This window comes from Tatumella sp. JGM91 (assembly GCF_018257575.1).
In the GTDB taxonomy this organism is placed as follows: domain Bacteria; phylum Pseudomonadota; class Gammaproteobacteria; order Enterobacterales; family Enterobacteriaceae; genus Tatumella; species Tatumella punctata.
The window spans coordinates 63,060-87,537 of the sequence record NZ_JAERJP010000001.1 but is presented as its reverse complement, the minus strand read 5'-3'; the positions used below and the strand labels follow the sequence as shown (position 1 = coordinate 87,537).

The window sequence follows — 24,478 nt, the reverse complement described above, 5'->3', positions numbered from 1 at the left end:
TATCCGCGAATACAGCACCGGTGTTATTTCTTATAATCAAAAAATTAAATTTAATTGTTAATGATAAATTGTTAAACAATAAAATCAATTACACCCTGATAATTATTAACAGATTAAATAAATCAAATAAAACCTGAGGTGGTGATCACTGCCAGACCGCTGCTCACCCTTCCCCTCCCCCGGTTCAACCTTTAATTAATAAAATAATATTACCTGACACTGTTTCAAATCACTGCCCCAGAAAATCGTCCGCCACAACCGGAATAATGATTATTAAGTATTATTTAAGTAACCTGGAAAATACCTGTTGGCGGCATCCGTTAAAAATAACCAGGATAATAAAAGGCATCAATTAGCCAACAAAAAAATGGTTATTTCATTACAAAGTAACGCGTGATTAATAACAACATCCCGTAACATTGCAAGGGCTAATATATATATGCTTTCCCGTAGAAATCTGCTTAAAACCGGATTGTACCTCACCGGTTTCGCCGCCTTTACCCCGGCCCTTTCCCGGGCACTGCTCCCGTCACAAAACAGTGATAACACTGTTTTTTATAAACTTTCCCTGCTGTTAACCGGACGAACTCAGCTGAGTCAGTTACTGAGCCAGCGGGCCTTAACCTGTCTGGCAAAAGAAGACTCTGATTTCCCCGTAAAACTTACCCGCCTGATACAGGCGATGAATGCCGCGAACATTACCCGGGCTGATCAATTAAATGGTCACCGGATTATGTCGGTGACGGAAACCGGGGATACGGTAAAAAAAATCATCTCTGCATGGTACCTGGGTTTTACCGGCACTCCGCTGCCATTAAGAGCCACAGATAATACCCGGTTTGTGACATATACCGATGCAATGATGTATGCCCCGACCTCAGACGCAACGGTTATTCCGACTTATTCAAGAGGACAGACCAACTACTGGGTCAGACCGCCAGTCACGATTTTAACTGACTAATAAATATATTGATTTTAATGTGAGATAAAAATGAATACCCAATATGATGCCGATGTTATTGTTATCGGTTCCGGTGCCCTGGGCAGTAATGCTGCTTATATCCTCGCGCAGAAAGGTCATTCTGTGATTATTCTCGAAGCCGGAGAACGGATCCCGCGCTGGAAAATCGTAGAAAACTTCAGAAATTCATCAAAAAAAGGAAATTATAACTCACCCTACCCTGATATGCCCTGGGCGCATCACTCTTATAATGAACAATATATCGAAAATACAGGGTCATTTGATTTCCGTCCGGGTATGCTCAAACTCGTAGGCGGAACCACCTGGCACTGGGCCTCAGCATGCTGGCGATATTTGCCCAATGATATGAAACTTAACTCTCTTTATGGTGTAGGCCGGGACTGGCCCATCGAATACAGTGAACTTGAACCTTATTATCAGAAAGCAGAGCAAGCGCTGGGAGTCTGTGGCAGTGACTCCGATGACCAGAGTGGCCAGGGCGGTAACCCCTTTCCTCCGCGATCTAAACCTTACCCGATGGAACCCGAAGCTGAAACCTACCTGTTCCAGCGTCTGAAAGCCCGCCTGAGTCCTGCCGGCTACCACTTTATTCATGAGCCAAACGGTCGCGCTACCAGACCCTATGACGGCCGTCCTGCCTGCAGCGGCAATAATAATTGTATGCCTGTCTGTCCAATCGGCTCGATGTATAGCGGGGAGCTGCACGCACTGCATGCTGAACAGGCTGGCGCGCAACTTCATACAGATGCTACCGCCTGGAAACTAGAAAAAGGCCAGGAAGGTAAAATAGTGGCTGTCCATGTGCGCAGTTCAACCGGTCAGGATAAAAGACTCACCGCCAAATATTTTATCGTCGCGGCACATGGCCTTGAAACACCAAAGCTGTTGCTTATTTCTGACGTCGCTAATAGTTCTGATCAGGTCGGTCGTAATCTGATGGATCACACGGGGATGGGACTGCAGTTCCTGGCTGATGAACCTGTATGGCCTGGCCGCGGAGCCGTTCAGCAAGGCGGTATTTTTAATTATCGTGACGGTGAATTCCGTAAAACACACTCTGCAATCAAGCATGCTATCTCGAATAATGTTCCGAATATGGCTGTCGCTCAGCGTTTAATCTCTCAGGGGATTGTCGGTCATAAACTGGATGAGCAAATCAGACACCAGGCGGCCCGCTGGGTAGATATTTCAACAGTATTCGAGATCCTGCCACACGCGACTAACACAGTCAGACCCAGTAAAACGCGTAAGGATGCCCTTGGGATCCCTATGCTTACCGTTCACTATGAAGTTGATAACTATGTAAAGGCCGGCCGTGAGGTCGTGGTTAAGGATTATCAAAAGTTTGTCAGCCTGATGGGGGGTGAAGTGGTGGAAGATAATACCGGATGGCAAAACCGTGACCACCTGATGGGCTCAGTTATTATGGGCGACCATCCTGAAAACTCAGTAGTAAATCATGAATGCAGAACCTGGGATCACAGTAATCTTTTCCTGGCAACAACCGGGGTTATTCCGGCTTCAGGCGTGATTAACCCCACCCTGACTGGTGTTGCTCTCAGTATCCGCGCAGCCGAAATTATTGACCGTGAAATCTGAGTACAAAATATGATAAACATAAAAAAGACTATTTTAACGGCAGGCGTTCTGTCTTTCAGTTTACTGATACCTTTATCCGTCTGTTCTGCAAATAATACGACTGAGCAATTAATCACAAAAGGTAAATATATCGCGGTCGCTGCTGACTGTGGCGCATGTCACCGTCAGGCAACTGCTCACGGAAAACCTTACGCTGGCGGTAACGCTATTGATTCGCCAATGGGGCGGATTATCGCCAGTAACATTACGCCTTCTGAAAGCTTTGGGATCGGTAACTATACTGAAAAAGAATTCGCCAATGCGGTTCGCCGGGGGATCGCGGCTGACGGCAGTCATCTTTATCCGGCAATGCCATATACCGCATACCATGCAATGACCGATACCGACCTGCATGCGCTCTATAGTTATTTTATGTATGGTGTGAATCCTGTTGATAGTGCTCCGGAAGAAAAAACCAGCCTCAGTTTCCCTTTTAATATCCGTCAGTTAATGTGGGGATGGAACCTTTTATTCAGCAGTAACCAACCGTTCCGGGAAATCACTAATTCGCCGCCTCAGGTTAACCGCGGGAAATACCTTGTGGAAGTACTCGGGCATTGCAGTACATGCCACACGCCACGTAATCTGATGATGGCTGAAGATAAAAGTAAAAACTTGTCCGGCAGCCCTCTCGGCGGGTGGTATGCACCAAATATTACCCCCGATAAGGACAGCGGTATCGGTAGCTGGAGTCAGCAGGAAATAGTGGTTTATCTCAAAACCGGACATATCGCAGGTAAGGCCAGTGCTGCAGGGCCGATGGCCGAAACTGTTGAGAATAGTTTCCGATACCTTAGTGACAGTGATCTGAACGCCATTGCCACCTGGATTAAGCAAGTCCCTGTCATTAGTACTGCACCTGCATATCATTCCGCAATACGTCCCCCGCTCACGGATATAAATAAGGTTATAAGCGGACAGGGGGACCAGGCATCCCTCGCAGACAACACAACAACAGATGGGTCAGAACTTTATAACGCCGCGTGTGCCAGCTGTCATGGCATAAATGGCCAGGGGACTGCCGATCATTTTTACCCTTCGTTGACCAGTAATTCTGCAGTATCTTCGCCGACAGCACAAAACCTGGTGATGACCATCGTCGAAGGACTTAACCGTAAAAGCAGCGACGGTGATGTCTCTATGCCGGCTTTTGGTAAACAACTCACAGATTCACAAATAGCCTCTGTTACCCGCTTTGTCCGTTATCAGTTCTCCGCAATTGATGACAAAATCACTGCACAACAAGTCACCGGCTGGCGCAATGGCGGTGATACCCCTTTCATCGTTAGCTATATAAACTATTTTATCGGCCTCGGAGGACTGGCGGTAGTGGCCGTATTTTCACTGATCATCTTCTCTGTAAAAAAACGCAGACAATAACCCTCAGCAACTGCATATTTATAATATGCAGTTGCCCTCAGCCTTTATTTCAGAATAGTTGTTAACGCCTCTGAAAATACATTGGGTGGCATGGAGTGATATCCAAAACGTATTTTCCCGGAGCGTAAAGTGCAACACTGGCGAAACTGTTACTGCCTTACAATATGACTGTGGCAGCCGTTGCGCAGATGGAAGCCATATCGGAAGCGACCCTGTATAACGGGCGTAATCAGGAAAAATCAGAGCCCTATAGGATTCAATAAAAACACCCAAACCAATGTATTAATTGTTTTTTTTATTATTTATAAATCACAAACACCCCCAAATGTACCCCCAAATAATTTTCTGTGCCTTTTCTGTGGTGGATATTTGACCGATAGTAGGCTGGTTAAGCGCCCTGCTCACTCCTTGTCCATGCTCATATCATCAGCACTCTTATTGTATGATACTTGTCACCTACAATAAGGGGTCCCCGCAATGCGAATGGCTGCTCTTTTGTATTTTATTCGGTCATCACCATAAAATGCTACTGTATAGATAAGAAGACGTAAGGCCGTACATTTGTGCGGGGCAGCTATGTGCCAGAAGCGGACAACACTAAACACTCTTTACATTAATTTCAGGGTGATAAGTCCCCACCGGTTATCTTTTGGTTGTCACGTGCCTGGTTAGTTTTGACTATCCGCATTTCATGTGACCATGATCCACATGATGAATATTTTCAACGAAAAGGAGTGTGATAATGGGAGGGGTTGGTATCGAGTTACGTATGGGGATTTTGCATAATGCCGCCAAGCAACAAATGCTAGGCCCCCTCTTGTCTCATGGGTGGATTGCTTCTGTCGTAGAAGAGTCCGAAGCTGGCGAGTACTTAGTGATAGAAGCCACAAAAGGTACGAAAAATCACTCAGTCGCACTAATGTATACGTCAGCAACAGATAATCGATATTATAAGCAGTTGGAAAGAAGGGTTAGTCATATTTTCACAAATGGGCAGCTTTACCATGTTGAAAACTACGCTAAAGGAGTTACAACTCCCGTTTCTTCACTGGATGATTTTTTCCCTCTGCTGGTCGAGTGGAATACTGAATTAGCACCTCCTAAACTGAGTAAAAAAATCTCAAGTTCTCCTGACTCGGTAATCAGAATTGTTTCAGAAAATCCTTTGGCTGGCATTTGGGCTCGTCTGAATCAGTTCTCCAGCTCTGAGATAGCTAAAAAGCTGGTTTTAAGGCGAGCCGAGAGACAAGGAGTTCAGCTAGCAGATGAAGATGTCCTTTCTAAAGCGTCCGGCATCGCGTTTGCATTGGGTAATGCTGCTGATTATTACAAAGGGGCACCGTACGAAAGCTTGAATAAGCGAGTTCTTAGCTTGTACTACGGAACCTTGAGCCTTGCATTTGCGGAGATGTTAGCCGCACCTAATGGGCCCTCCGATCTTGACCAGTTGGAAGGCATGACAAAACAGGGGCATGGGCTGTTCACCCTGTCGTCAGTAACTGGTCATTTTGGAGACCTGAAGGTTGGTGTTCTAGCCACTGGATTTTACCCTAATTGGGTTAGTTTTCTGGGGTATGACACTGGTTTTTATCCTAAGGCTAAAGCAAGGTCTGTGGGTGATTTAGATAATTCGGTTAAGTATCCTCTACAGTCATTTGCCGGCATGTCTGCCTTACTATCTGCGATTCCCGAATTGGGGGATCTCTTCACGCAGGTGTACGACGATGAGCCTGCTTGGCTTATTCCGTATATTGATGTCACCTCCCGACACGCAAAAAGGGCTACTAATACTTCAACCAGTTACATTTTTCTTAAAGATCTATCTAATAAAATATCCGAGGCACGAATTGCTTTGCAGGATTGGCCGCTTGCTGAGTTAACAAAGGTTGAAACTTCCCGCGATGGTGAAGTGTTTCGGGCGCGCATCGATCATCAGGGGCTGAAGTCTTGGCGCGATGCATTATTGATGCATCACAGCCCTTATCTAAGTAGCCCCACATTAATCTTGCCAGTATTGGGGGGCGTGTCCGAGTATAGAGTCACCTCTCTTGCAATATTGTATTCATTATCAATATTAGTGAGGTACATGCCAAGTGCTTGGAGGCGTGTGGAAGGGGGTGATTGGGACCAGCATTTAAGTGTCATGCGTACCGTACTGGATGTATTTGAGAGGATTCTTCCACAGCAATTCCTTGAAAGTATCTCAGGAGAGAGTGTTCATACTAGCTTACCTGGGTCTCTATTTTAACAAGTACCTATCCTCGCAGACGCGTTTAGGGCTTCGCTATCACCGTATGCATGCTTCTCGCCTATTGCTGCCTGTATGTTGGGAGCAGTAGGCGACTTTTCGACACTGAGAACGGCTGTTCAATTTACACCAATACCCATTTATCGTATACCGACTGAAAACACGCAGCCATATGCGGATTCACTTGGTTGTGATAGGTGCCTTCATTTCGAAGCCACCAGCTTTGTGCGCTAACCAAATTGACTCCCTAAGCTATGGAAATAGCCCGCTGTCTTACGCTGTCTTACGCTGGTAAAATATTGCTCAATCTCCCTAATGTTGGTGATCATAATGAGCAAATCCCTATCTGTTACCTTTCGCGTCCCCGCTTACCTAGTTGAGTCCTTCACCTCTGCCGTGAGTGAGTCCGGCAATGACAAAACAGCATGGCTGATTGACGCTGTACGTCAGAAGTTGGGCCAGCCAGAAAGTAATCCCGATCACCGGTTTTTGGCTCTGGTTGAACGCATGGAAACGGCGGCGGCTGCGCTGGCTGGTGGTAAACAGGGCATACCCCCGCAGCAATACAATGAGGCGGCAGTGCTTCAAGTGGTGGCAAATACCATCAGGCAGGGATTCGACAACGGCCGCATTATCGCGGAACGGCTTAATGAGGCCGGCTATCAGACCAGGGCAGGTAAGGCGTGGAATAAGGATATTTACAGCGCATGGAAGCGACAGAAAGGAACCGCTACGAAAATAGCGGAGGCAGCCTCAATGTGACACTAACTTCATACCAGTATCGATAAAGCATCGTAATAATGTTCGTTCCGAGCCACATTATGGATTTGTTACCTTTACTGGCTCCCCCATAGATAAGGAGCGGATTTTACACCTTAAGGTTAAAATACTGCCAGATCTATTGGATTTACTTTCGTAACGGGTATAGGGAAAATGGGAAGATTAATAAATAATTATTAACGAAATTTCATCAATCCTTTAAAATTAGGATTAAAGGATTGACAAGTACCTTGACAGTTAAAATGGCTTATGGCTTTCCCTTTCAGCCATCATGTCTACTAACGCATCCAACCGTGCTAAGGCTGGTTCATCCCATAATGTTACTGATTGGTGACCCAATGGTGCTCCAATAGCTGCTACATTAGCGGCTAGGGAATCTCGCATTTTACCAAATGCTTGGTCAGTTATGGGAATCGGGTTCTTTAAGCTTTTAATGTCCATGACATACCCCCTATTGACTAACTCATTCTGAACATCTTTTATGGTGTGGAATGAATCTTCTAAATCCTGAAGCTGTGAATGATAGTCTATGAATCTAACACTACCACCGCTACAGAAATCGTTAGATATAGCCTCAATTATAGATTGTTTTACGTCAAGTGTTCTGCGCCAAGCTGTAAATGCTAGCGCGCCACCTGATCCAGAGAAGAGCGCCCGAACCTCTTTGCTGTTTGAATCCACATAAGTGGCATCAATCTGATTTGATAAAAGCCACAACTTATTGGTTAATAAATCAACAGCATACAGAGCAACACTATCACCATTATTACTGGTAAACGGCGGATAGTTTTTAACTAGAGTTGATGCTCGCCACCAAGTCTTCCACTGCTCAATTAACTCACCATTTCCAGCTAAGCACAGGACTACATCTTCGCGCAACAGGATTTTCCGAAACCAGTATCGTCTACGTAAACGATATGCGAAGCCTCGGGATAAGAGCACGTTTCAAACTCACCATTAGCTACGTGCGCAAAGCATGACCACCGTGAATCACTACCCACTACACGTTTTAGACCGTCATAAATAGTTGTAGTCACAATAATATCTCAAATTCTTTTGAAAAAAACATCTTTGTATGTTTTCTGAGCATTTCATTGAAGGCGCGTTAACTTATCATTTTGATAAATATTTTTATACACAAAATTTGTAATTATTGTTAATTTGCAATAGCAAGTGTAAGAGTGCATAGGTCTACTTAGCTTTTAATAATACTCCTAAGAAATATTTGTATAGAAATTTTTCCAGGGTTGGTTTCAGATTTAACTGTCTCGATTACCTTGGCGGACGTGGTTTCTTCCACTGGTAGGGTGGTGCCTCCAGCGTCCGGCGGTATCGTTCTTTTGCTGCCAGGGCGTTTCTAATCTCATTCCTGACGGTGTACAGCGTGTGCCTGTCCAGCTTTTCGCCCTGTATGCGGGCCATCTGTAGTACGGTCATTTCCAGTGATTCACGGTCTAACATTGGTCGCTCCTTGTTCCGTTTATTGTGATTTTGGCGGCCTCTAACGTGCCCGAAAATTATCAGGATACGCACTCAAAATGCGTACTTATGGTGCGTACCACACTGCGTACCTACTGCGAACCAGAGATGCGAACTTTGCTGCGAACCGTTAGATAACGTCAACTTTTATCAACCATTCATGGGGTAGGAAGCTACCAGCTATCCTGCTGAAAACTAACAATTAATGACAGGCTTAATTTCATGCCTCGCCATACATCATGGGGTAAGGCAATTTCTGCGCAATTTCACTATTCGTTGTGCGCATTTTTCTGCGCAATTTTATCCTTGCGCATTCCCTGTTTTTCCTGCCAGTGGCGATACCCAGCTAACTGCCGCGCTTTACCCTCTGCTGTCTTGGCGCCACTACTTAGGCCCCCGTGAAACTTGCACCGTCCATTCTGGTATATGTCTTTACGCTTACAGGGTGTGCCTGCCCTGGTCTTTGCTTCGCACCGTAAGTCTGCCAGGTCGTCAGGCATTGGATCATGTGCCGGTGTATCGTGGTATCTGTATCCATTGGCGGCCCATTTTTTAAGGGCATCATCTCTGCGCTGGTAGTGCTGCTGTAGTCTTTTAACCTTCTCGGCTCTGCTGTCCATCTATTCGGCCTCTGTGGTAACTACTGTGTGGTTACGTTTGGTGGTTACTGGTTACTATCCCGCACCAGCTTCTCGGCTATGGCTTGCCTGACGAACTCAGCACGGTTCCGGCGGCATGGGTGAGAGATATCACCATAACGGTGAGTGCCTATCAGGTCATCAACCTGCGCCACCAGCGAACTCTCTACCGTCACGATTAAACGTGTAGTTTCTACACCATTAAAATACCGGTTCGTGTTCTTCTTCTCACTGGCTGACATGGTTCCCCTTTTGTGGGCTCTGTAAATCATCATAGGCAGGATCCTGCCTCTAGCCTATGCGGATAACCCTCTGATTTTGTACCAGAGGACTTTTTTGTCCTCTGCTGCCTCGCGCGCGTACTGGTGGCTAAATCATCAGGCTGTCATTGGGTTAAGTTCCTTCTCTACTCTTTCCTGCTATCAGGCATTATTCACCTGTAACTGCTTCAGCGCGTTATCCATCAACTGACGGGCAATAACGTGGATTGTTGGCGCGATGTTCAGCGGGGATTTGCTGCGCTCCTGTTCCTGGATTTTTCGAAGTACGGCGATTTGTTCTCGACTGAGTAGTACCGGCTTCAGGCTTGCTGTACTCATGGTTATTTGTCCACATTGGCTATTTATACAGCTATTATAGTTTCAATATTTGCAACAGTTAATATATTTGTACCGATTCATGAAACGATTATGTGATCGGTCAGATCAACGTTATTTATCGTCAGGCACAAAAAAACGGAAATAACCGGCTTCTGTTTACTGTGGTCGATGAAGCTATGAAATCGAGTCTGGACGTTTTCGCAGGGCAAGGTATGGCGGAGTGTGGTACTGGCCTCAAAATCGCTATGAGGCCGTTTAAGCAGTACGCATAAGAGGGGCTGATGTTAAATTTTTCTCTTGTATCGAGTTAGGCTACGCCTTCATTAATCGGTTTTAATGGTGATCGTTACATTCGCTGGAGGGGTTATAAGTTGATGTTGGGACTCTGCCTGAACATTCTTGTTTGTATGTGCTAGTGAATTATATGAGAAGCAAGCAAGAGCTATGAATGTGACAACGAGGAATACGAGCGCTGCATTCCGTGTATACCTATAGACTCTCTCTCCCTTCTTAACGATTTCCCAGTTATCTTTAAGTAATGGTCCAGCAGCATCTCTTATTGCGTCTGAAGCTCTGATTATTTCCTCATCCTGAGCCCAACAGCCCTTATCTTTCGCCCTAACCCTAAAACCTCTCGCTACCTTTACTGCTCTTGCGTCTTTTATTACTCGCATTAACTCAAATTCTTGGGTTCCTTCTTTTTTTATATCTTCATGATTTAACATGAGTGTGAGCTTCGTTAAGGACTGAACCGTCTTCTCCCTACTTTCATTTAGGGTTTCTACTGCTTTATCAATATTTTTCCCTCTACACTCACTCAAGTCATAAGACATCCTTTGTGCCGATGCCGTAAAAATTGAAATTTCCTCTCTTAATGTATTTATCCATTCCTGCCTAAACTCAGATACTTTGTTTTCCTTTGTCACAATCATGTTTAGGAATGAAAATAATCCTGTAACTAATGCTGCTGCGAGCGCACCCATAGCGATGTAGATACTTGGCGGTAATTGTTCAAACATGGTTATTTCCATTTTCTTGTATTATAAAGAACTCAAGGCCCCCGTGGTGGGTATATCAAAAACCACGGGGAGAGTAGCGACCATCGTTTGGTCAGACCCAGAATGCTCACCTTATACAACGTCTGATTATACAAAAGCAGTACCTGACGTTTATATCACAATGTTCTACTCGCTAGTGAGGTCAGTTCACTTTAAAGGCTTAGGATGGCGATTTTCTGCTTGCTCATGATTAAAACCTTTCTTCATCATCAAAAGGTGGTTGCTGATAGTGTTCCCATCCTGGCACGGCGCTGTGTGGTTGGCCTGACTGCTGCGGATTGCTGGTGGTCTTTCTGCTGCCTGGTCGTGACGTTCTGGCACTGATAATGCTGTCAGCGATAACCTGTGGCTGTTCCTTCTGTACGCAATCCTGTCCTGACCACTGGTTAAGCTGCATATTCCCAGCAATGCTTATCATGTCACCCTTATGGTGTTTCGCCAGTGTGTCAGCCTGAGCGCCAAAAGCGACTACGCCCAGCCAGTAGGTAGCTTCGTTGTTCTGTGCGGTATGGCAGGGTAGCGTCACCGCCAGTCGTGCCATTGCCATGCTTTTACTGTTTGCCGTGGTGCGGGTCTGTGGATCTGCCACCAGCCGCCCGTACGCTGAAATCTGTGCGGTCATAATTTACTCACCTCAATTTTTTCTATAAACAACTGAAAGTATGTTGGTTCAGTTGGTTCAGTTGGTTCACGGGCTTGCAGGCCGCGCCAGTACTGGGTTTTAGTGAACCAACATTTTTAATTTTGTGTTGGTTCAGTGGGGGTGATTGTTGGTTCAGTACCTGCCAACGAAAAATCATCCTGTCGTCTGTGTTGGTTCAAAATAGCCAATTGTTGGTTCAGTGTTGGTTCAAAATATGATTTAAAATCCTTATAAATCAATACACTTTACAAATTGAACCGACTGAACCAACTGAACCAACACTAAAACCTCGTATGTGAAAAAAAGTATTTACTCTGGCTGGTCGTTTTCCTCCGGCATGAAGCTCAGGACAAATACGTTAATCTGCCGCCCCTCAATCCTCGGTGATTTCCGCTGATAACCTCGGCCACTGGCTGGCGGTGTCAGCATTCCGCTTTGCTTCAGCACATCAGCAAACAGTTTCGGGTTAAAACCAGTGGCGATCTCCTTTTCAAACGTAGCCGGGAACGTGTAAAACACTACCGGGTCGCTTTCGTGGCTTCCGTTCTGCCGGTAGCCTGCCAGGTTGTTGATCGGCAAGTCTCGCGGCTCATACGGCAGCGGAGCGAACCGGCTCAGTCCGTAAGCATTAAGAAAAGCCTCCGTCTGCTGGATTATCTGCTGGTGTTCTTTATTACCCGTCCCGAATTCCTTCACCCAGGCGTTATAGCTGTGCTGTATCGCATCACGGCATATCTGCGCGTTCCATCCGGTGATCACCCGGCCTGCCAGTAGTGCGGCTTCCAGAATGGCGAATCGGGACGCTACCCTGTGAACCTGTTCGCCGTAGTCAGCTGGGATTATGCCACGCCAGCGTTCTTCACACTCCCGGACGATTTCAACGGCTTCCCCCTGATTATCTGCAAGCCATTTTATCCAGGCCCGGCCCGCCGCTCCGTGGTTACTCTGCCAGGCATCCTTCAGGGCGTCAGCGTGGTGCTTACCGTTACCGTTGCCGTGAAAGTTAACAGCCTTAGTCAGCGGGATATTCAACAGGCGCACAAGCTGCCCGGCTTTGGTCTTTCTGCCACTGGTAGCGATGAAGGTTTCCATGTCCATCTCACCGGTACTGATCGCCACGGTGCGCCAGCGTTTCAGATCCCGGTTTCCTCCTTCCTTCGCACCTTGCAGTTTCCCCACGCCGTTAAACAGGGCATAGGCAGACTGTGAGACGCTCACCGGGTCGGCTCCTTGTCCGACTTCATCCAGCGGCATTAATCCGTCATTATGCGCGGCAGCTTCATTGGCTAACCCCAGCGCGGTGCCGTACCAGGTCAGTTTCAGTAAATCAGGATCACCGTATAAACTCGCGGCGGCGTTTGCCGTTGTTGTCTTACCGGCGCTGGATTGCTGGTAAAAATGGATGCCGAACCCGTCAGCCCCGGATAGCCCGATAAGTGGTGCCGCCAGTGCTGCGGCGATCCCGGTCATCATGGAATAGTTACCCTCAGCAAGTCTGGCCACGGAACCCCGCCAGCTATAGGCTGTGCCTGTCACTTTGTAGCCGGATGCGGCGCTACTGCGGCCGCTGAATAATACGGGGCGATCTGGTGATCCAATGATGTCGCCATCAGGCATGATATAGGCCCCACACTGCCAGCCAGTCGCATGACTCACCCGCCATATTTCGCGGTTGCCGCTCATTTGCAGCCAATCGGCCAGAATTGCCCGTAACCCGCTTTTGGTAGTGATATTCACGCCACCTGCTTTTAACGTGCGCCATCCTTCACGCTCCCCCACATCAGCCAGTGGTAGCGGCGCTGTTACCGGTGACGTTTCACCATAGGGAACCCAGCGTAATATCAGGTACTGGTCTTTATCATCGCGGCCAGTGCCGATCACATCTAACGGGGAGGATAGCCAGCTTTCCTTGCTGATAATCTCGCCGGTATCTTTGTCAGTCTTTGGCTCAATCCAATAAATGCCATCCTTCCGGCTTTTAACCTGCGGTTTAAGCGGGTCGTTTTGCTGGCTCTCTTTGCCGCCGTGAGTCACCTGTAGCGTTGCGTTCATCGCTTCCCCCTGTGGTTGGTACAATCCTTCGTTAAATGCTGCTGTAGACGCCTCTAGCCCGTATTGCTGCCGGTAGTCGTCCCAGTCAGCCTTGTGGTCAGTCGGTGGGCTTGTGACAAGGCCAGCCACGGCAATGGCGGCAGACTCTGCGGCGGTGATCCCCGTGTTCGCGCTCCCGTCCTGCTGGTGGTCGTTATCGGCGGCAATGATGATTTGTGCCTGTGGGTATTTCCCGCGCATTACCTTAGCCACCGGTAACAGGTTGCCTGCGTCAATGGCTGCCACTGCCAGCGCTTCTGGGCGCATCAGGGAGACGCTCAACGCTGTGGCGTAACCTTCGGCAAGGATAACGGCCTGTGGCTGCTGTGGTGCGTTTATGGTGTGATATGCGCCTTTCTTCGCGGAGCCGGCCACCAGCTTTTTACTGCCTATCTGTGAGATAGTCTGTGCTGCGGTGATATTCCCGATAGCGTCCGTTAATGGCAGGAGGATTGAGCCATCAGGCAGGCATCGGGTGATCACTCCATCCAGATACTTAGCGATCAGATACTGGCTCTCGCCGTCCGTTGCTGCCGCCTCCAATTGCTGATACCTGGCATCGAATTGTGCCCGCCGTTCTGCCTCTGCTTCATCCTGGCGCTGCCGGTATTCCTCAGCCTGGCTTTGGCGCCGCTGCTCCAGTTGGTCACGTCTCTGGTCGGCTGATTTTTGGTCTGTTTCGGCTGTCCGGTAATCAATACCCAGCACATCAGCCACCAGCTTTGCCGCCTCTGTGGTGTCGCACTGGTGAACTTTGCGGATCAGGTCGAGGCCATCACCCGCACCGCACTGGTTACAGATAAAGCTGCCGCGCCCGTTGTCATCGAACCGGAATCGGTCATTACCCCCGCAGTTGGGGCAAGGCGCATGTTTTCGCGGGTTATCCGGCACGGCGATATTGAGGCTCTGCATAATGTAAGGCCAGTTATTCGCTGCTTCGGTAGTCACTTCCCGGATAAGGTCAATGTTACGCATCGTTATCCCTCCTTAGTGCCATACCGGGGCAGCAGGTAGCCCCTCGGTGTTGATCTGCTCAATAAAGCTGTCGTGAAGTATTGCCATACACTCACGGCCCCAGGCAGATAGGGCATAGGCTCCGCTGTCTGTAGTCAGCATTTGCTGGTATATGAGGACTGCCTTTTGCTCCGAGCCTTCGTGGGCGTGTAACTCACAGGCCAGTGATTCAATGTTATTAGCCAGGGCCACGCGCTCAGTGACAGGGTAAACAGATATGCCGCCGTGTTTGCCAAAGTACCGAGCAAACGTCTGTGTCGTGCCGTCCTCTAGTTCAACTTCGCCAGCGCCGTTCTGTTCCAGCTGCTCGATGATAAACAGGGCCGCCACAATCCAACGCCACAGCATCACCTGTTGCCCGCCAGTCGGGGTGAAATAGCCCATTACCTCAGCCTCAAATACTGTCGCTACCAGGCGTAGGCCATTTGGCAGATCATCGTCATAAGCGCCATCATCCAGCGTCCTGATAGCGGCCTTATAGCCGATCAACTTCTGGTGCTGGTGGCTACCATCGGCGCGGCGAGTCATGAAAATAACGCCATCTGCGGTTGCTTCTATCACTTCCAATTTACTCACTGTTCACACTCCCGGCGGATTTCTTTGGCTAAATCAATTTGTGTCATTTCCAGTAAATGAAGCAGTGCTGAAAGCCAGTGATATTCTTTTTGAGTATCATGCTCCGGTAAAATTTCGGTGATGATATGAACTAAACCGGTACGGAACCTCTCAAGCCGTTCAGAGATTCGTTCATTAGTCGTAAAACTTTCGGAATACGCTTCCTCTCTGGATAGCATGGCAATCGCATTGCTGTATTCGGGGTGCTGCTCCATCATTTCGCGATCTCCCGCGTGAAGTTAATGCGGATATGAGTAAATCCTTCCTGCTGCGCCCGGCTCATTGCGTGGGCCGTAGCGTGTTTAACGTCAGAGGAAACGATTTGGTAGGTAATCCCCACGGTCAGTCCGCGCTTATTGACGGCATAGCCGCGCACATCAAAGTGACTACGCATTGCTAACCCCCTGGCGAATACGGCCGGCAAAGAAGCAAACGTGATCTTTTGCCAGCATCCGGCGGGCTTCACACTCTGTAGCAGCGGCGATATGGTGGATTGTGGCCTTAACTGTCGGGCAGTCACGGCGAACTGCGGCGATAATCCAGACGAATGACGCCGGTTCATTGCCTGAATTTTGGGTGAGTGAATGCCGCCCTTGCGGGTGTGTGGTATTCTGCATTACAGCTTCCTCGATACTTTCGCTATCGGTGGTTGTTAGCCCTCGTTCGGTACTGGTAATACCGTTCGTGGGCGTTTCTTTATTACGCCTTACCGTGATAAGGTATAGACCTAATGGGATCGATAATATTGCAATAGGTCTATACATGTCAATCATCGAAAGGGATAAAGTCCCTAAAGGAGCTGGCCGCTCACCGATGTTCAATGTACGTTTATCACCTGAACTCAAGGCACAATTTGAGGCAGCAGCAACGGCAGAGAACATGAGTCTCGGGAACTGGCTGAAAACGCTTGGTCGCAAAGAACTTGAGCGGTTAGGCATTGAACCAAAGGGCTGATACTCATTGGCTGTAGTCGAAAGGATGGCATTCGCAGTGCTGTCCTTTTTTTCGTTCAGCTTTTGGTGATCGGGAGTTTTAAGGTCGGCTTTACATCCCTGTGATTTGAGGTATGTCAGTTGGCTGAACATCGGGCAAATATTTGTCTGATGAACACTAAGTTTTACTAAGTGCTCAAGGTTAAGATTTGTTAAGAATCCAGCCAGTGAAATGTGAGGTTTTGTTAGGTTTTCGACACTAACATTTACTAACAGGCCAGCCAGTGAAGGGGCATTACTCTGGGCGGCGATCATCTGTCACCTCCACATACTCAGCTTTGAACTTCTCCAGTGGCTTCTGGCATGGGTGCGGGTAGTCATCGCGCATAAACACGACACAGCCGGCACTCATTCCCAGCACTGTGACGGTGCGCCCGTGCGGGCTTTTAAAGCGGCGCTTTGGCTTCTGTGGGGGCATCAGTGAACCTCCGGCAATTGCGGCTGGTACTTGCGCCATAATTCAGCTTCTTCGGCGATTAAGCGGGCTTTCTCACCTTTGCAGGCTTGCAGATCTTTACCGCGTTTACTGGCCTTTTTGTCATAGGCTACCTGGCGTTTGCTGTGGTCATTCAGGAACGCGAACGGGACACCATAGGAGCCAGTCTTGCGGATAGAAGGGATCACTTCACGAAATACCCAGTTGGTGAACCCGTGGGCGAATGTGCCGGGAATCGTTGCTTTGCGGCTGCGAGAAATCAGTTTGTAGAAACCTGACTCCTGAACTGTCCGCATGTGTTGGTTGCCGCCAGGGGTAGGTATTAAATACCCCCCCTTTTCATCGTCATCCAGGCGGCGTAAGGAAACTAAGTGATCTGCAATTTCCAGCGCGTCACAAATATCTTTAGCAATAAACCACGGCTCACCGCTGATATTCACAATACGGATGGTTTTACCTTCAAACCTGATAACTGAAATATGGTCTTCACTTGCACAGTTAATATTGCTAAATCCATGCTCAGGCTGAGGGGCGGCCTCGGAACTGAATCCGCTTTTTTCGATTTTCATCTGTCAGGCTCCGTTATTCGGTAGGGTTGGTGTCCGGGAACTGGTTAATAAGCTGCTGTGCATATTCTGGCGGCAAGTGACTTTCACCGCGATCTGTACGCCAGCGATTGACCAACACAACGGCACGGGCTGCGGCCTTACGGTCAGCAATTCGGTAGCTGGTGAAAGTGGTTCTGTACCCGTGGCGGGAAACGTATTTAACCGGCTCGCCGGACACATCAACGCCATATTGATTACGGAGTTTGGCAACATCAGTGTGTAGGCAGGTGGTATAAAACTGCTTACCAGTGCCGTTCTTATCAAAATCAGCAAACGTGCGGGCGTTAGTATTAAGTGCGGTGATCCCGTTAGGATGTGTCAGCATATAGAGGCCGAATGTTTCGGCTTTATATGGCGGCTTGATATTCAGTGGTGCGGGTGTAGAATCAATCCCGCGAATATCTGAATCAGCCACCTGTGCCGGGTGGTTTTTTTTCGCCATTAGTTAGCCCCCACGCCATCACGTTCTGCGATACGCTCGTTAATCCACGCATCGATTTCACTTTCCACAAAAGCAATAGAACGTGCGCCAATTTTGATAGGCTTTGGGAAGCGGTTCTGCTTGATAAGCTCGTAAGCCCATGATTTTTTGGTACGAGTGCGGTTAAGAGCTTCTTTAAAGTCGATTAAACGTTCTTTCTTGTCTTGCATGGATTCACCTGTTCATTTTGTGTATCAGTGGATGATTACGGAACAAGTGAAATACTATTTTTTTATTTATCAAATAAATACATTCAAAAGCGGCTTATGAAAGTCATAACCGGCTTATGGCATTCAAAAGCGGCTTATGACCGACTTTTAGAGGCTTTTAACCTAGATTTAGATATGCTTTGGCTTGTATTTATCGCCCTTTTCACGGTAGAAAGTGACGGAACCTCTTTCGGGTTTGCCTCTTTAAGCTTACCTACAACATAAATTGCTATTTGTTCATTGCTCTCATATGGAACTTCTTTATGCCTCTTTTCCGCTAGCTCGATAGCCTCGCCTGTTCTCGGATGTTGGTTTCTTCCCCCTTGCCTTCCGTTTGCTGAACATTTATCAGAAATGACTACAGCCCCGATATTGGCAGTGTTGAATGTATCAAGAATAGCCCGAGCAACATCTAGTTCGCCCTTAATAAATGACAAGGTTGCCAATATAGCGGCTCTTTGGAATACATTTTTAGAGACATTCAGGTAATCACAAATTCTGACTGAGAAGTTATGAAGCCTGATCAAACAATCACTGTGTATATGACCAGTGTTATATGAGAGTATGTCATTCATAGTTACAGAATTATAAAAGCTGATATTGGCGGGGTTTTTTAATTTCAGCTCTTGCTCAGCATAATTTGATTTGAACAAATTAATCACGTCATTATCGCTAAGTAATGGCGATATTTCTTGCCTTAACTTTACCTGTAGCGTTGAAGACCCGCCCTTGCTTCTAATGGGCACAGGTGATGCAAAATAATCAAAAGCAGTGCTTTCTTTCATTTATTAAAATCCATTTAAAGTTATGGGCTAATCTTAGAATTAATATCGTTCCATAATAGCACGCCAAAGCCCAATCGGGCGCAAATTAACTTAACGCAAACTACCCATGTACCACATTTGCCCCGCTCTCCAGTGCGTCCAGATAATCAGCATATGCCTGGAGCATTTCTCTGCGTCCTTCCAGATATTGAGCGTGGTTGTAAGTGCCCCGGATAGAGTTTTTATCGACATGCGCCAATTGGGTTTCTATCCAGGCAGAGTTATAGCCCTGTTCGTGAAGTATGGTACTCAATGTATGCCGGAATCCGTGGCCTGTGGCTTTACCATCATAGCCAATACGCTTGATCACCTGATTAATACTGGCCTCACTCATTGGCTTGCCAGCGTCATTCCGTCCATGAAAGACATATCTGCCCCGTCCGGTTAGCTGGTGGATTTCTTCCAGCAATTCCCTTGCCTGGCGGGAGATAGGGACAATATGCGGGCGGCGCATTTTCATACGCTCGGCGGGTATCTGCCAGATGCCTTTTTCAAAGTCGATGTCTGACCATTCGGACGTTCTCAGCTCAATGGTTCTGAGGCCGGTGATCATCAATAACTTTGTGGCAGTGCGGGTAATCATGCTTCCGGAGTAATCATTCAGAGCATTCAGGAAGCCAGGTATCTGTTCAACGCTCAGGTGCGGGAAGTGTTTTTGCTTCGGTGCTTTCAGTGCCCCGGCCAAATCTGTGACTGGGTTACTCTCTGCCCTGCCGGTAATCACTGCGTGGGTAAAAATCTGGCGGCAAGCCTGCCGGGTCTTTTTCAGTTTATCCAGAACGCCGCGCTGTTCCATCTTCCGCAACACGGACAGCATCTCAGCAGGCTTAATCTCGTTAATCGCCCTCTTACCGATAAACGGGAAAATATCTTTTGTCAGATACTCCAGAATGTCCTCAGCATAGCCCTGTGACCAGTTAGGCGCTTTGTGTTCATGCCACTCGATAGCTACCGACTCAAAGTTATTTTTGACCGCCAGCGCCTTTGCCTGCTTCTCTGCCTGTTTTTCCTGTCCCGGATCACCACCAGCAGCCAGAACCCTTTTGGCATCCTCGCGCCTGCTGCGGGCATCGGATAACGTCACATCAGGATATACCCCCACGGACAGCAGTTTTTCTTTACCGGTTACACGATACTTTAACCGCCAGTAACGTGAACCATTGGGATTAACCAATAGATACAGGCCACCGCCGTCAGATAGCTTATACGGCTTTTCTTTAGGCTTTGCAGTCTCTACCTGGCGGGCATTGAGTTTCATTTTGGGGGTATCTTTTCCATTGAACCTGATAATACCCCCAAATATACCCCCACTTGATCGTGGATTACAATGGATTTAGATGGACGTTAGTAGACGTAATAATGGCTTTGAAGTGCGTATTTACTGGGGTTAGTGGACGTTACAGGACTGTAGTGGAAGGGGAAATGGTACGCCCTATAGGATTCGAACCTATGACCTACGGCTTAGAAGGCCGGTGCTCTATCCAACTGAGCTAAGGGCGCCCTGATTTCCGACGAATTATACGGTCACCGGCAGATGAGTCAATGTTTTTACGCGACTTTCTGTTTTACTGCTGAAGCTTTAAACAACAATCAGCGATTCTTTGCCTGACAGCACGCGTTGCTTCTGACAGAATAGATACCTCACCCTATGACTCTAACTCCGTGGATTTTTTCTCTGATGTCAGCACAGATTATTGATGGTAAAACGATTGCGCAGCAGGTCCGGCTTGAAGTTGCAGAAAAAGTGAAACAGCGCCTGGCGGCGGGTAAACGTGCCCCCGGCCTGGCCGTAATTCTGGTCGGCGACAACCCGGCGTCACAAATATATGTTGGCAGTAAACGTAAAGCCTGTGAGGAAGTCGGTTTTGTCTCCCGTTCTTATGACCTTCCGGCCACCACGACTGAACAGGAAGTGCTGACATTAATCGATCAGCTGAATAACGATCATCAAATCGACGGCATACTGGTGCAGTTGCCGCTGCCGGAAGGTATCGATAATATTAAAGTGCTGGAGCGGATTGCTGCCGATAAAGACGTCGATGGCTTTCATCCTTATAACGTAGGACGTTTATGTCAGCGGGCGCCGCTGCTGCGTCCCTGCACCCCGCGCGGAATTATCACCCTGCTGGAACGGTATTCCATTGACACTTTCGGTTTAAACGCCGTGGTCATCGGGGCCTCGAATATTGTTGGCCGTCCGATGAGTCTCGAATTGTTACTGGCCGGATGTACCACCACTGTCACTCACCGGTTTACCCGTAATCTCCGCCAGCATGTTGAAAATGCTGATCTGCTGGTGGTCGCCGTAGGTAAACCCGGGTTTATTCCCGGCGACTGGATTAAGCCAGGTGCGATTGTGATTGATGTCGGTATTAATCGTCTGGAAGATGGTCGTGTGGTGGGTGATGTCGAGTTTGAAACCGCTGCCGGACGTGCCTCATGGATCACCCCGGTACCGGGTGGGGTTGGCCCGATGACAGTAGCAACCTTAATACAGAATACTTTGCAGGCTTGCGAAGAATATCACGACGGAGAAACAGAATAATGGCAACCTTCTCACTGGGTAAATTTCCCCATGTTGAACTTTGCGACTTACTGAAACTGGAAGGCTGGGCCGAAAGCGGTGCCCAGGCAAAAGCATGTATTGCGGATGGTCTGGTAGCCGTGGATGGTCAGATCGAAACCCGTAAACGCTGTAAAATTGTCAGCGGACAGACCGTCGTTTTTGCCGGTCAGTCGATCAGCGTTATCCCGTAATTATACCACCCAAAAAAACGGGCGACCGGTTACCCCTGTCGCCCGTTTTTTGCTGATTAGGCCTGCAGATTATTTACGGCGCCAGCTGGTTCCCTGCGGGCCGTCTTCCAGAATAATCCCCAGCGCATTCAGCTTGTCACGGGCAACGTCTGCCTGCGCCCAGTTTTTGCTTTCGCGGGCATCTTTACGCATTTTGATCAGGGCTTCAATTTCAGCAACCTCATCATCGCTGCTGCCGGCAGCACTTTGCAGAAAGGTTTCCGGATCCTGCTGCAGAATACCTAATACGCTGGCCAGCTGGCGTAATTTTGCTGCCAGAGCATCCGCAACCGCGCTGTCCTCAGCTTTGAGGCGATTAACCTCACGTCCCATATCAAACAGCACCGAATAAGCTTCCGGTGTATTAAAGTCATCATCCATCGCATCACGGAAACGCTGTTCAAACTCTGCACCGTCGGCAGCCACGGCCTGAGGATCTGTATTGCGCAGTGCGGTATACAAACGTTCCAGGGCAGCACGGGCTTGTTTCAGGTTATCTTCGCTGTAATTCAGCTGACTGCGGTAATGTCCGGACATCAGGAAGTAACGTACAGTTTCTGCATCGTAATGCTTCAGTACATCACGGACCGTGAAGAAGTTACCCAGTGATTTTGACATTTTCTCACGGTCAATCATCACCATCCCTGAGTGCATCCAGTAATTCACATACTCACCGCCGTGGGCACAGGTTGACTGGGCAATTTCGTTTTCATGGTGCGGGAACATTAAATCCGAACCGCCACCGTGAATATCAAAGTGTTCACCCAGCTGTTTGCAGTTCATGGCTGAACATTCAATATGCCAGCCGGGACGTCCGTTGCCCCACGGCGACGGCCAGCCCGGTTCGTCAGCTTTCGACATTTTCCACAGCACAAAGTCCATCGGATTTTTCTTTACATCGGTAACTTCCACCCGCGCACCGGCCTGCAGTTGCTCCAGGTCCTGTCGCGAAAGCTCACCATAATGGCGGTCACTTTGTACATCGAACATCACATCCCCGTTGCTGGCCACATAGGCATGGCCACGCTGCAACAGTTTTTCCACCAGTGTAATGATTTCGCCGATATGCTGAGTTGCCCGCGGTTCAGCGTCCGGCGGTAAAATGCCCAGCGCGGCAAAATCAGCATGCATTTCCGCAATCATCCGCTGAGTCAGCGCGCCAATGGTTTCACCGTTTTCATTGGCCCGCTTAATGATTTTGTCATCGATATCGGTAATGTTTCTTACATATTTCAGCTGATAGCCCAGGTAGCGTAAATAACGGGAAACGACATCAAAAGCGACAAACGTCCGGCCATGTCCGATATGGCACAGGTCATAAACGGTAATACCGCACACGTACATGCCTGCTTTACCTGCATGTATAGGTTTGAATTCCTCTTTTTGTCTGCTCTGCGTGTTATAAATTTTTAGCATTTAACTGTATCCGTTTAAACGTGTGCGATAACTGTGGTTATTGTGCCGTATTTTTCACGTGACTGCGACGTAAAGCAAGTCATCAGCCGTGATCAACCTCCGCCATACTGCCGTAAGCCTGAAATTTATGATATAAGGAGCCTCTGCGATTACCCTTCCCCGTTAGGCAGGAAGAGTTAAAATACTGACAATAACCATGACAGGATGAAATTATGGTCACTTTCCAGACGAATTTTGGTGATATCGTTATTAAAACTTTTGACGATAAAGCACCGGCTACCGTGAAAAACTTCCTGGAGTACTGCCGTGAAGGTTTCTACGATAATACTATTTTCCATCGCGTGATTAACGGCTTTATGGTTCAGGGCGGCGGTTTTGAACCGGGAATGAAACAGAAATCCACGAAAGAAGAAATCCGTAACGAAGCAAACAACGGCCTGAAAAACACCCGTGGTACGCTGGCAATGGCCCGTACCTCTGCGCCGCACTCTGCTACTGCACAGTTCTTTATTAACGTTGCTGATAACGATTTTCTGAACTTCCGTGACGAAAGCCTGCAAGGCTGGGGCTACTGTGTGTTCGCAGAAGTCGTTGAAGGGATGGATGTGGTTGAAAAGATTAAAGCCGTTTCCACCGGACGCAGTGGTATGCACCAGGACGTACCAAAAGATGACGTCGTCATTAATAAAGTGATCGTCAGCGAGTAATGCCGCGAACGCTTTTTATTGCAGATTTGCATCTGTGTCAGGAAGAACCGGCAATCACTGCCGGTTTTATGCGTTTTTTACAACGCGAAGCGACAGACTGCGACGCTCTGTATATTCTCGGTGACCTGTTTGAAAGCTGGATCGGTGATGATGACCCGGCCCCGTTACACCGGCAGGTTGCTGAGGCGCTGTCTGCCCTGCCGGTTCCGGTCTTCTTTATTCACGGTAACCGTGACTTTCTTCTGGGTAAGGCATACGCCAGCCGCAGTGGCATGACGTTGCTTGCGGAAGAAACACTGCTGGAATGCTACGGCCAGCGGGTATTGATTATGCACGGCGATACACTCTGTACTGATGATCAGGGGTATCAGCGTTTTCGCCAAAAAGTGCATCAACCCTGGCTGCAACGGGTTTTCCTGATGCTGCCGTTATGCCTGAGGCAGAACATTGCGGCGCGGTTACGCAATGACAGCCAGCAGGCCAACCAGTCAAAAAGTCTGCAAATTATGGATGTTAATCAGCAGGCGGTTGAACAGGTGATGGAACGTTACCGGGCCTCTGTGTTGATCCACGGCCATACCCATCGTCCGGAAATACACTTTCTGCAGATAAACCACCAGCCCGCCGAACGCGCCGTACTGGGTGCCTGGCACCATCAGGGGTCAATGATCCAGCTGGATGCCAGCGGTGTGAGTTTAATTGCCTTCCGCTGGTAAATTTCGCGCTGATTGTCCGGTTGTGTCGTGACGCAACCGTTTTCCTTCCGGCCGTCTCATGCTATTCTCACGCCCTTCTCAATGTGTATAGCCTGTACCTCTGTCCAGGTTTTCTATCTGCTCACAGG

Annotated in this window: 29 protein-coding genes and 1 tRNA gene; 10 read left to right on the top strand and 20 right to left on the bottom strand. The window is 48.2% G+C overall.

Going from position 1 to position 24,478, the window contains the following annotated elements:
* The first annotated feature begins 439 nt into the window (after window positions 1–439).
* From JK198_RS00450 to JK198_RS00430, 5 genes are all read left to right on the top strand, one after another.
* Complete coding sequence (locus JK198_RS00450; protein ID WP_212708436.1) at window positions 440–961, top strand: sugar dehydrogenase complex small subunit; 522 nt, start codon at window positions 440–442, stop codon at window positions 959–961.
* Window positions 962–991: 30 nt separating this feature from the next.
* On the top strand, window positions 992–2,581 hold the full coding sequence (locus tag JK198_RS00445) for a GMC family oxidoreductase (protein WP_212709884.1): 1,590 nt from the start codon (window positions 992–994) through the stop codon (window positions 2,579–2,581).
* Between the two features lie 9 nt (window positions 2,582–2,590).
* A complete protein-coding gene (locus JK198_RS00440; protein ID WP_212709883.1) occupies window positions 2,591–4,000 on the top strand; it encodes a cytochrome c in 1,410 nt (469 codons plus the stop codon).
* A 742-nt stretch (window positions 4,001–4,742) separates the two neighbouring features.
* Complete coding sequence (locus JK198_RS00435; protein ID WP_212709882.1) at window positions 4,743–6,248, top strand: hypothetical protein; 1,506 nt, start codon at window positions 4,743–4,745, stop codon at window positions 6,246–6,248.
* A gap of 330 nt (window positions 6,249–6,578) precedes the next feature.
* On the top strand, window positions 6,579–7,010 hold the full coding sequence (locus tag JK198_RS00430; protein ID WP_212709881.1) for a hypothetical protein: 432 nt from the start codon (window positions 6,579–6,581) through the stop codon (window positions 7,008–7,010).
* A 255-nt stretch (window positions 7,011–7,265) separates the two neighbouring features.
* Here JK198_RS00430 and JK198_RS00425 read toward each other — a convergent pair whose 3' ends face one another.
* From JK198_RS00425 to JK198_RS16735, 12 genes are all read right to left on the bottom strand, one after another.
* Entirely contained in the window at window positions 7,266–7,907 is a 642-nt protein-coding gene (locus tag JK198_RS00425; RefSeq protein WP_212709880.1) for a hypothetical protein, read from the bottom strand.
* A gap of 393 nt (window positions 7,908–8,300) precedes the next feature.
* Complete coding sequence (locus JK198_RS00420) at window positions 8,301–8,489, bottom strand: hypothetical protein (RefSeq protein ID WP_212709879.1); 189 nt, start codon at window positions 8,487–8,489, stop codon at window positions 8,301–8,303.
* Window positions 8,490–8,776: 287 nt separating this feature from the next.
* Window positions 8,777–9,007 carry an HGGxSTG domain-containing protein gene (locus JK198_RS16910; protein ID WP_283092695.1) on the bottom strand — a complete coding sequence of 77 codons (231 nt, stop codon included), beginning with the start codon at window positions 9,005–9,007 and terminating at the stop codon, window positions 8,777–8,779.
* Between the two features lie 164 nt (window positions 9,008–9,171).
* Window positions 9,172–9,420, bottom strand: coding sequence for a ribbon-helix-helix domain-containing protein (locus JK198_RS00415; RefSeq protein ID WP_249213219.1), 249 nt, complete (start codon window positions 9,418–9,420; stop codon window positions 9,172–9,174).
* A gap of 147 nt (window positions 9,421–9,567) precedes the next feature.
* Window positions 9,568–9,744, bottom strand: a complete 177-nt coding sequence (locus JK198_RS00410) for a hypothetical protein (RefSeq protein ID WP_212709878.1) — start codon at window positions 9,742–9,744, stop codon at window positions 9,568–9,570.
* Between the two features lie 323 nt (window positions 9,745–10,067).
* Complete coding sequence (locus JK198_RS00405; protein WP_212709877.1) at window positions 10,068–10,763, bottom strand: hypothetical protein; 696 nt, start codon at window positions 10,761–10,763, stop codon at window positions 10,068–10,070.
* 229 nt (window positions 10,764–10,992) lie between these two features.
* The gene (locus JK198_RS00400; protein ID WP_212709876.1) at window positions 10,993–11,424 is read right to left on the bottom strand and encodes a single-stranded DNA-binding protein; all 432 of its coding nucleotides are present in this window, start codon (window positions 11,422–11,424) and stop codon (window positions 10,993–10,995) included.
* A gap of 330 nt (window positions 11,425–11,754) precedes the next feature.
* Window positions 11,755–14,511 carry a TOPRIM and DUF927 domain-containing protein gene (locus JK198_RS00395; protein WP_212709875.1) on the bottom strand — a complete coding sequence of 919 codons (2,757 nt, stop codon included), beginning with the start codon at window positions 14,509–14,511 and terminating at the stop codon, window positions 11,755–11,757.
* 12 nt (window positions 14,512–14,523) lie between these two features.
* Complete coding sequence (locus tag JK198_RS00390; protein WP_212709874.1) at window positions 14,524–15,126, bottom strand: hypothetical protein; 603 nt, start codon at window positions 15,124–15,126, stop codon at window positions 14,524–14,526.
* Window positions 15,123–15,383 carry a nicotinic acetylcholine receptor subunit beta gene (locus JK198_RS00385; RefSeq protein WP_212709873.1) on the bottom strand — a complete coding sequence of 87 codons (261 nt, stop codon included), beginning with the start codon at window positions 15,381–15,383 and terminating at the stop codon, window positions 15,123–15,125. Before JK198_RS00385 ends, JK198_RS00390 begins: the two co-directional genes overlap by 4 nt.
* Window positions 15,380–15,559 (bottom strand): hypothetical protein, encoded by a 180-nt coding sequence (locus tag JK198_RS00380; RefSeq protein ID WP_212709872.1) that lies wholly within the window; start codon window positions 15,557–15,559, stop codon window positions 15,380–15,382. Before JK198_RS00380 ends, JK198_RS00385 begins: the two co-directional genes overlap by 4 nt.
* Window positions 15,552–15,782 (bottom strand): host cell division inhibitor Icd-like protein, encoded by a 231-nt coding sequence (locus tag JK198_RS16735; protein ID WP_249213218.1) that lies wholly within the window; start codon window positions 15,780–15,782, stop codon window positions 15,552–15,554. The genes JK198_RS00380 and JK198_RS16735 overlap by 8 nt, the downstream gene beginning before the upstream one ends.
* A 145-nt stretch (window positions 15,783–15,927) precedes the next feature.
* Between JK198_RS16735 and JK198_RS00370 the strand changes: the two genes are divergently transcribed.
* Window positions 15,928–16,119: a toxin-antitoxin system HicB family antitoxin gene (locus JK198_RS00370; protein WP_212709870.1), complete on the top strand. Its 192-nt coding sequence runs from the start codon at window positions 15,928–15,930 to the stop codon at window positions 16,117–16,119.
* Between the two features lie 273 nt (window positions 16,120–16,392).
* Here the strand turns inward: JK198_RS00370 and JK198_RS00365 are convergent, their stop codons facing one another.
* The 7 genes from JK198_RS00365 to JK198_RS00335 all read right to left on the bottom strand — a co-directional run bounded on the left by JK198_RS00365 (window position 16,393) and on the right by JK198_RS00335 (window position 20,215).
* The gene (locus JK198_RS00365; RefSeq protein WP_249213217.1) at window positions 16,393–16,614 is read right to left on the bottom strand and encodes a DUF4222 domain-containing protein; all 222 of its coding nucleotides are present in this window, start codon (window positions 16,612–16,614) and stop codon (window positions 16,393–16,395) included.
* The gene (locus JK198_RS00360; RefSeq protein ID WP_212709869.1) at window positions 16,575–17,162 is read right to left on the bottom strand and encodes a BRO family protein; all 588 of its coding nucleotides are present in this window, start codon (window positions 17,160–17,162) and stop codon (window positions 16,575–16,577) included. The genes JK198_RS00365 and JK198_RS00360 overlap by 40 nt, the downstream gene beginning before the upstream one ends.
* A gap of 13 nt (window positions 17,163–17,175) precedes the next feature.
* Window positions 17,176–17,643 carry a hypothetical protein gene (locus JK198_RS00355; protein WP_212709868.1) on the bottom strand — a complete coding sequence of 156 codons (468 nt, stop codon included), beginning with the start codon at window positions 17,641–17,643 and terminating at the stop codon, window positions 17,176–17,178.
* On the bottom strand, window positions 17,643–17,852 hold the full coding sequence (locus JK198_RS00350) for an AlpA family transcriptional regulator (RefSeq protein ID WP_212709867.1): 210 nt from the start codon (window positions 17,850–17,852) through the stop codon (window positions 17,643–17,645). Before JK198_RS00350 ends, JK198_RS00355 begins: the two co-directional genes overlap by 1 nt.
* Before the next feature lie 134 nt (window positions 17,853–17,986).
* Complete coding sequence (locus JK198_RS00345; protein WP_212709866.1) at window positions 17,987–18,676, bottom strand: hypothetical protein; 690 nt, start codon at window positions 18,674–18,676, stop codon at window positions 17,987–17,989.
* Between the two features lie 100 nt (window positions 18,677–18,776).
* Window positions 18,777–19,973 carry a tyrosine-type recombinase/integrase gene (locus tag JK198_RS00340; protein ID WP_212709865.1) on the bottom strand — a complete coding sequence of 399 codons (1,197 nt, stop codon included), beginning with the start codon at window positions 19,971–19,973 and terminating at the stop codon, window positions 18,777–18,779.
* Window positions 19,974–20,138: 165 nt separating this feature from the next.
* Window positions 20,139–20,215: transfer RNA gene (locus JK198_RS00335), tRNA-Arg, on the bottom strand.
* A 178-nt stretch (window positions 20,216–20,393) separates the two neighbouring features.
* Between JK198_RS00335 and folD the strand changes: the two genes are divergently transcribed.
* Complete coding sequence (gene folD / locus JK198_RS00330) at window positions 20,394–21,260, top strand: bifunctional methylenetetrahydrofolate dehydrogenase/methenyltetrahydrofolate cyclohydrolase FolD (RefSeq protein ID WP_212709027.1); 867 nt, start codon at window positions 20,394–20,396, stop codon at window positions 21,258–21,260.
* The gene (gene ybcJ, locus JK198_RS00325) at window positions 21,260–21,472 is read left to right on the top strand and encodes a ribosome-associated protein YbcJ (RefSeq protein ID WP_212709864.1); all 213 of its coding nucleotides are present in this window, start codon (window positions 21,260–21,262) and stop codon (window positions 21,470–21,472) included. Before folD ends, ybcJ begins: the two co-directional genes overlap by 1 nt.
* A 69-nt stretch (window positions 21,473–21,541) precedes the next feature.
* Here the strand turns inward: ybcJ and cysS are convergent, their stop codons facing one another.
* Window positions 21,542–22,927 carry a cysteine--tRNA ligase gene (gene cysS / locus JK198_RS00320; protein ID WP_212709863.1) on the bottom strand — a complete coding sequence of 462 codons (1,386 nt, stop codon included), beginning with the start codon at window positions 22,925–22,927 and terminating at the stop codon, window positions 21,542–21,544.
* A 212-nt stretch (window positions 22,928–23,139) separates the two neighbouring features.
* Here cysS and ppiB point away from each other — a divergent pair, with 212 nt between their 5' ends.
* Together ppiB and JK198_RS00310 are read left to right on the top strand one after the other, a co-directional pair.
* Window positions 23,140–23,634: a peptidylprolyl isomerase B gene (ppiB, locus tag JK198_RS00315; protein ID WP_212709030.1), complete on the top strand. Its 495-nt coding sequence runs from the start codon at window positions 23,140–23,142 to the stop codon at window positions 23,632–23,634.
* Window positions 23,634–24,350 carry a UDP-2,3-diacylglucosamine diphosphatase gene (locus JK198_RS00310; protein ID WP_212709862.1) on the top strand — a complete coding sequence of 239 codons (717 nt, stop codon included), beginning with the start codon at window positions 23,634–23,636 and terminating at the stop codon, window positions 24,348–24,350. The genes ppiB and JK198_RS00310 overlap by 1 nt, the downstream gene beginning before the upstream one ends.
* Window positions 24,351–24,478: the final 128 nt, after the last annotated feature.

Coding starts and splice junctions, on each gene's coding strand:
- JK198_RS00445 (WP_212709884.1), top strand. CDS start 992: ATGAATACCCAATATGATGCCGATGTTATTGTTATCGGTTCCGGTGCC.
- JK198_RS00420 (WP_212709879.1), bottom strand. CDS start 8,489: ATGTTAGACCGTGAATCACTGGAAATGACCGTACTACAGATGGCCCGC.
- JK198_RS00365 (WP_249213217.1), bottom strand. CDS start 16,614: ATGGCGCAAGTACCAGCCGCAATTGCCGGAGGTTCACTGATGCCCCCA.
- JK198_RS00380 (WP_212709872.1), bottom strand. CDS start 15,559: ATGCGTAGTCACTTTGATGTGCGCGGCTATGCCGTCAATAAGCGCGGA.
- JK198_RS00350 (WP_212709867.1), bottom strand. CDS start 17,852: ATGCAAGACAAGAAAGAACGTTTAATCGACTTTAAAGAAGCTCTTAAC.
- JK198_RS00355 (WP_212709868.1), bottom strand. CDS start 17,643: ATGGCGAAAAAAAACCACCCGGCACAGGTGGCTGATTCAGATATTCGC.
- JK198_RS00340 (WP_212709865.1), bottom strand. CDS start 19,973: ATGAAACTCAATGCCCGCCAGGTAGAGACTGCAAAGCCTAAAGAAAAG.
- JK198_RS00450 (WP_212708436.1), top strand. CDS start 440: ATGCTTTCCCGTAGAAATCTGCTTAAAACCGGATTGTACCTCACCGGT.
- JK198_RS00435 (WP_212709882.1), top strand. CDS start 4,743: ATGGGAGGGGTTGGTATCGAGTTACGTATGGGGATTTTGCATAATGCC.
- ppiB (WP_212709030.1), top strand. CDS start 23,140: ATGGTCACTTTCCAGACGAATTTTGGTGATATCGTTATTAAAACTTTT.
- folD (WP_212709027.1), top strand. CDS start 20,394: ATGTCAGCACAGATTATTGATGGTAAAACGATTGCGCAGCAGGTCCGG.
- JK198_RS00395 (WP_212709875.1), bottom strand. CDS start 14,511: ATGCGTAACATTGACCTTATCCGGGAAGTGACTACCGAAGCAGCGAAT.
- cysS (WP_212709863.1), bottom strand. CDS start 22,927: ATGCTAAAAATTTATAACACGCAGAGCAGACAAAAAGAGGAATTCAAA.
- JK198_RS00405 (WP_212709877.1), bottom strand. CDS start 10,763: ATGTTTGAACAATTACCGCCAAGTATCTACATCGCTATGGGTGCGCTC.
- JK198_RS00415 (WP_249213219.1), bottom strand. CDS start 9,420: ATGATGATTTACAGAGCCCACAAAAGGGGAACCATGTCAGCCAGTGAG.
- JK198_RS00310 (WP_212709862.1), top strand. CDS start 23,634: ATGCCGCGAACGCTTTTTATTGCAGATTTGCATCTGTGTCAGGAAGAA.
- JK198_RS00440 (WP_212709883.1), top strand. CDS start 2,591: ATGATAAACATAAAAAAGACTATTTTAACGGCAGGCGTTCTGTCTTTC.
- JK198_RS00360 (WP_212709869.1), bottom strand. CDS start 17,162: ATGAAAATCGAAAAAAGCGGATTCAGTTCCGAGGCCGCCCCTCAGCCT.
- JK198_RS16735 (WP_249213218.1), bottom strand. CDS start 15,782: ATGCAGAATACCACACACCCGCAAGGGCGGCATTCACTCACCCAAAAT.
- JK198_RS00430 (WP_212709881.1), top strand. CDS start 6,579: ATGAGCAAATCCCTATCTGTTACCTTTCGCGTCCCCGCTTACCTAGTT.
- ybcJ (WP_212709864.1), top strand. CDS start 21,260: ATGGCAACCTTCTCACTGGGTAAATTTCCCCATGTTGAACTTTGCGAC.
- JK198_RS00385 (WP_212709873.1), bottom strand. CDS start 15,383: ATGATGGAGCAGCACCCCGAATACAGCAATGCGATTGCCATGCTATCC.
- JK198_RS00370 (WP_212709870.1), top strand. CDS start 15,928: ATGTCAATCATCGAAAGGGATAAAGTCCCTAAAGGAGCTGGCCGCTCA.
- JK198_RS16910 (WP_283092695.1), bottom strand. CDS start 9,007: ATGCCTGACGACCTGGCAGACTTACGGTGCGAAGCAAAGACCAGGGCA.
- JK198_RS00345 (WP_212709866.1), bottom strand. CDS start 18,676: ATGAAAGAAAGCACTGCTTTTGATTATTTTGCATCACCTGTGCCCATT.
- JK198_RS00400 (WP_212709876.1), bottom strand. CDS start 11,424: ATGACCGCACAGATTTCAGCGTACGGGCGGCTGGTGGCAGATCCACAG.
- JK198_RS00410 (WP_212709878.1), bottom strand. CDS start 9,744: ATGAGTACAGCAAGCCTGAAGCCGGTACTACTCAGTCGAGAACAAATC.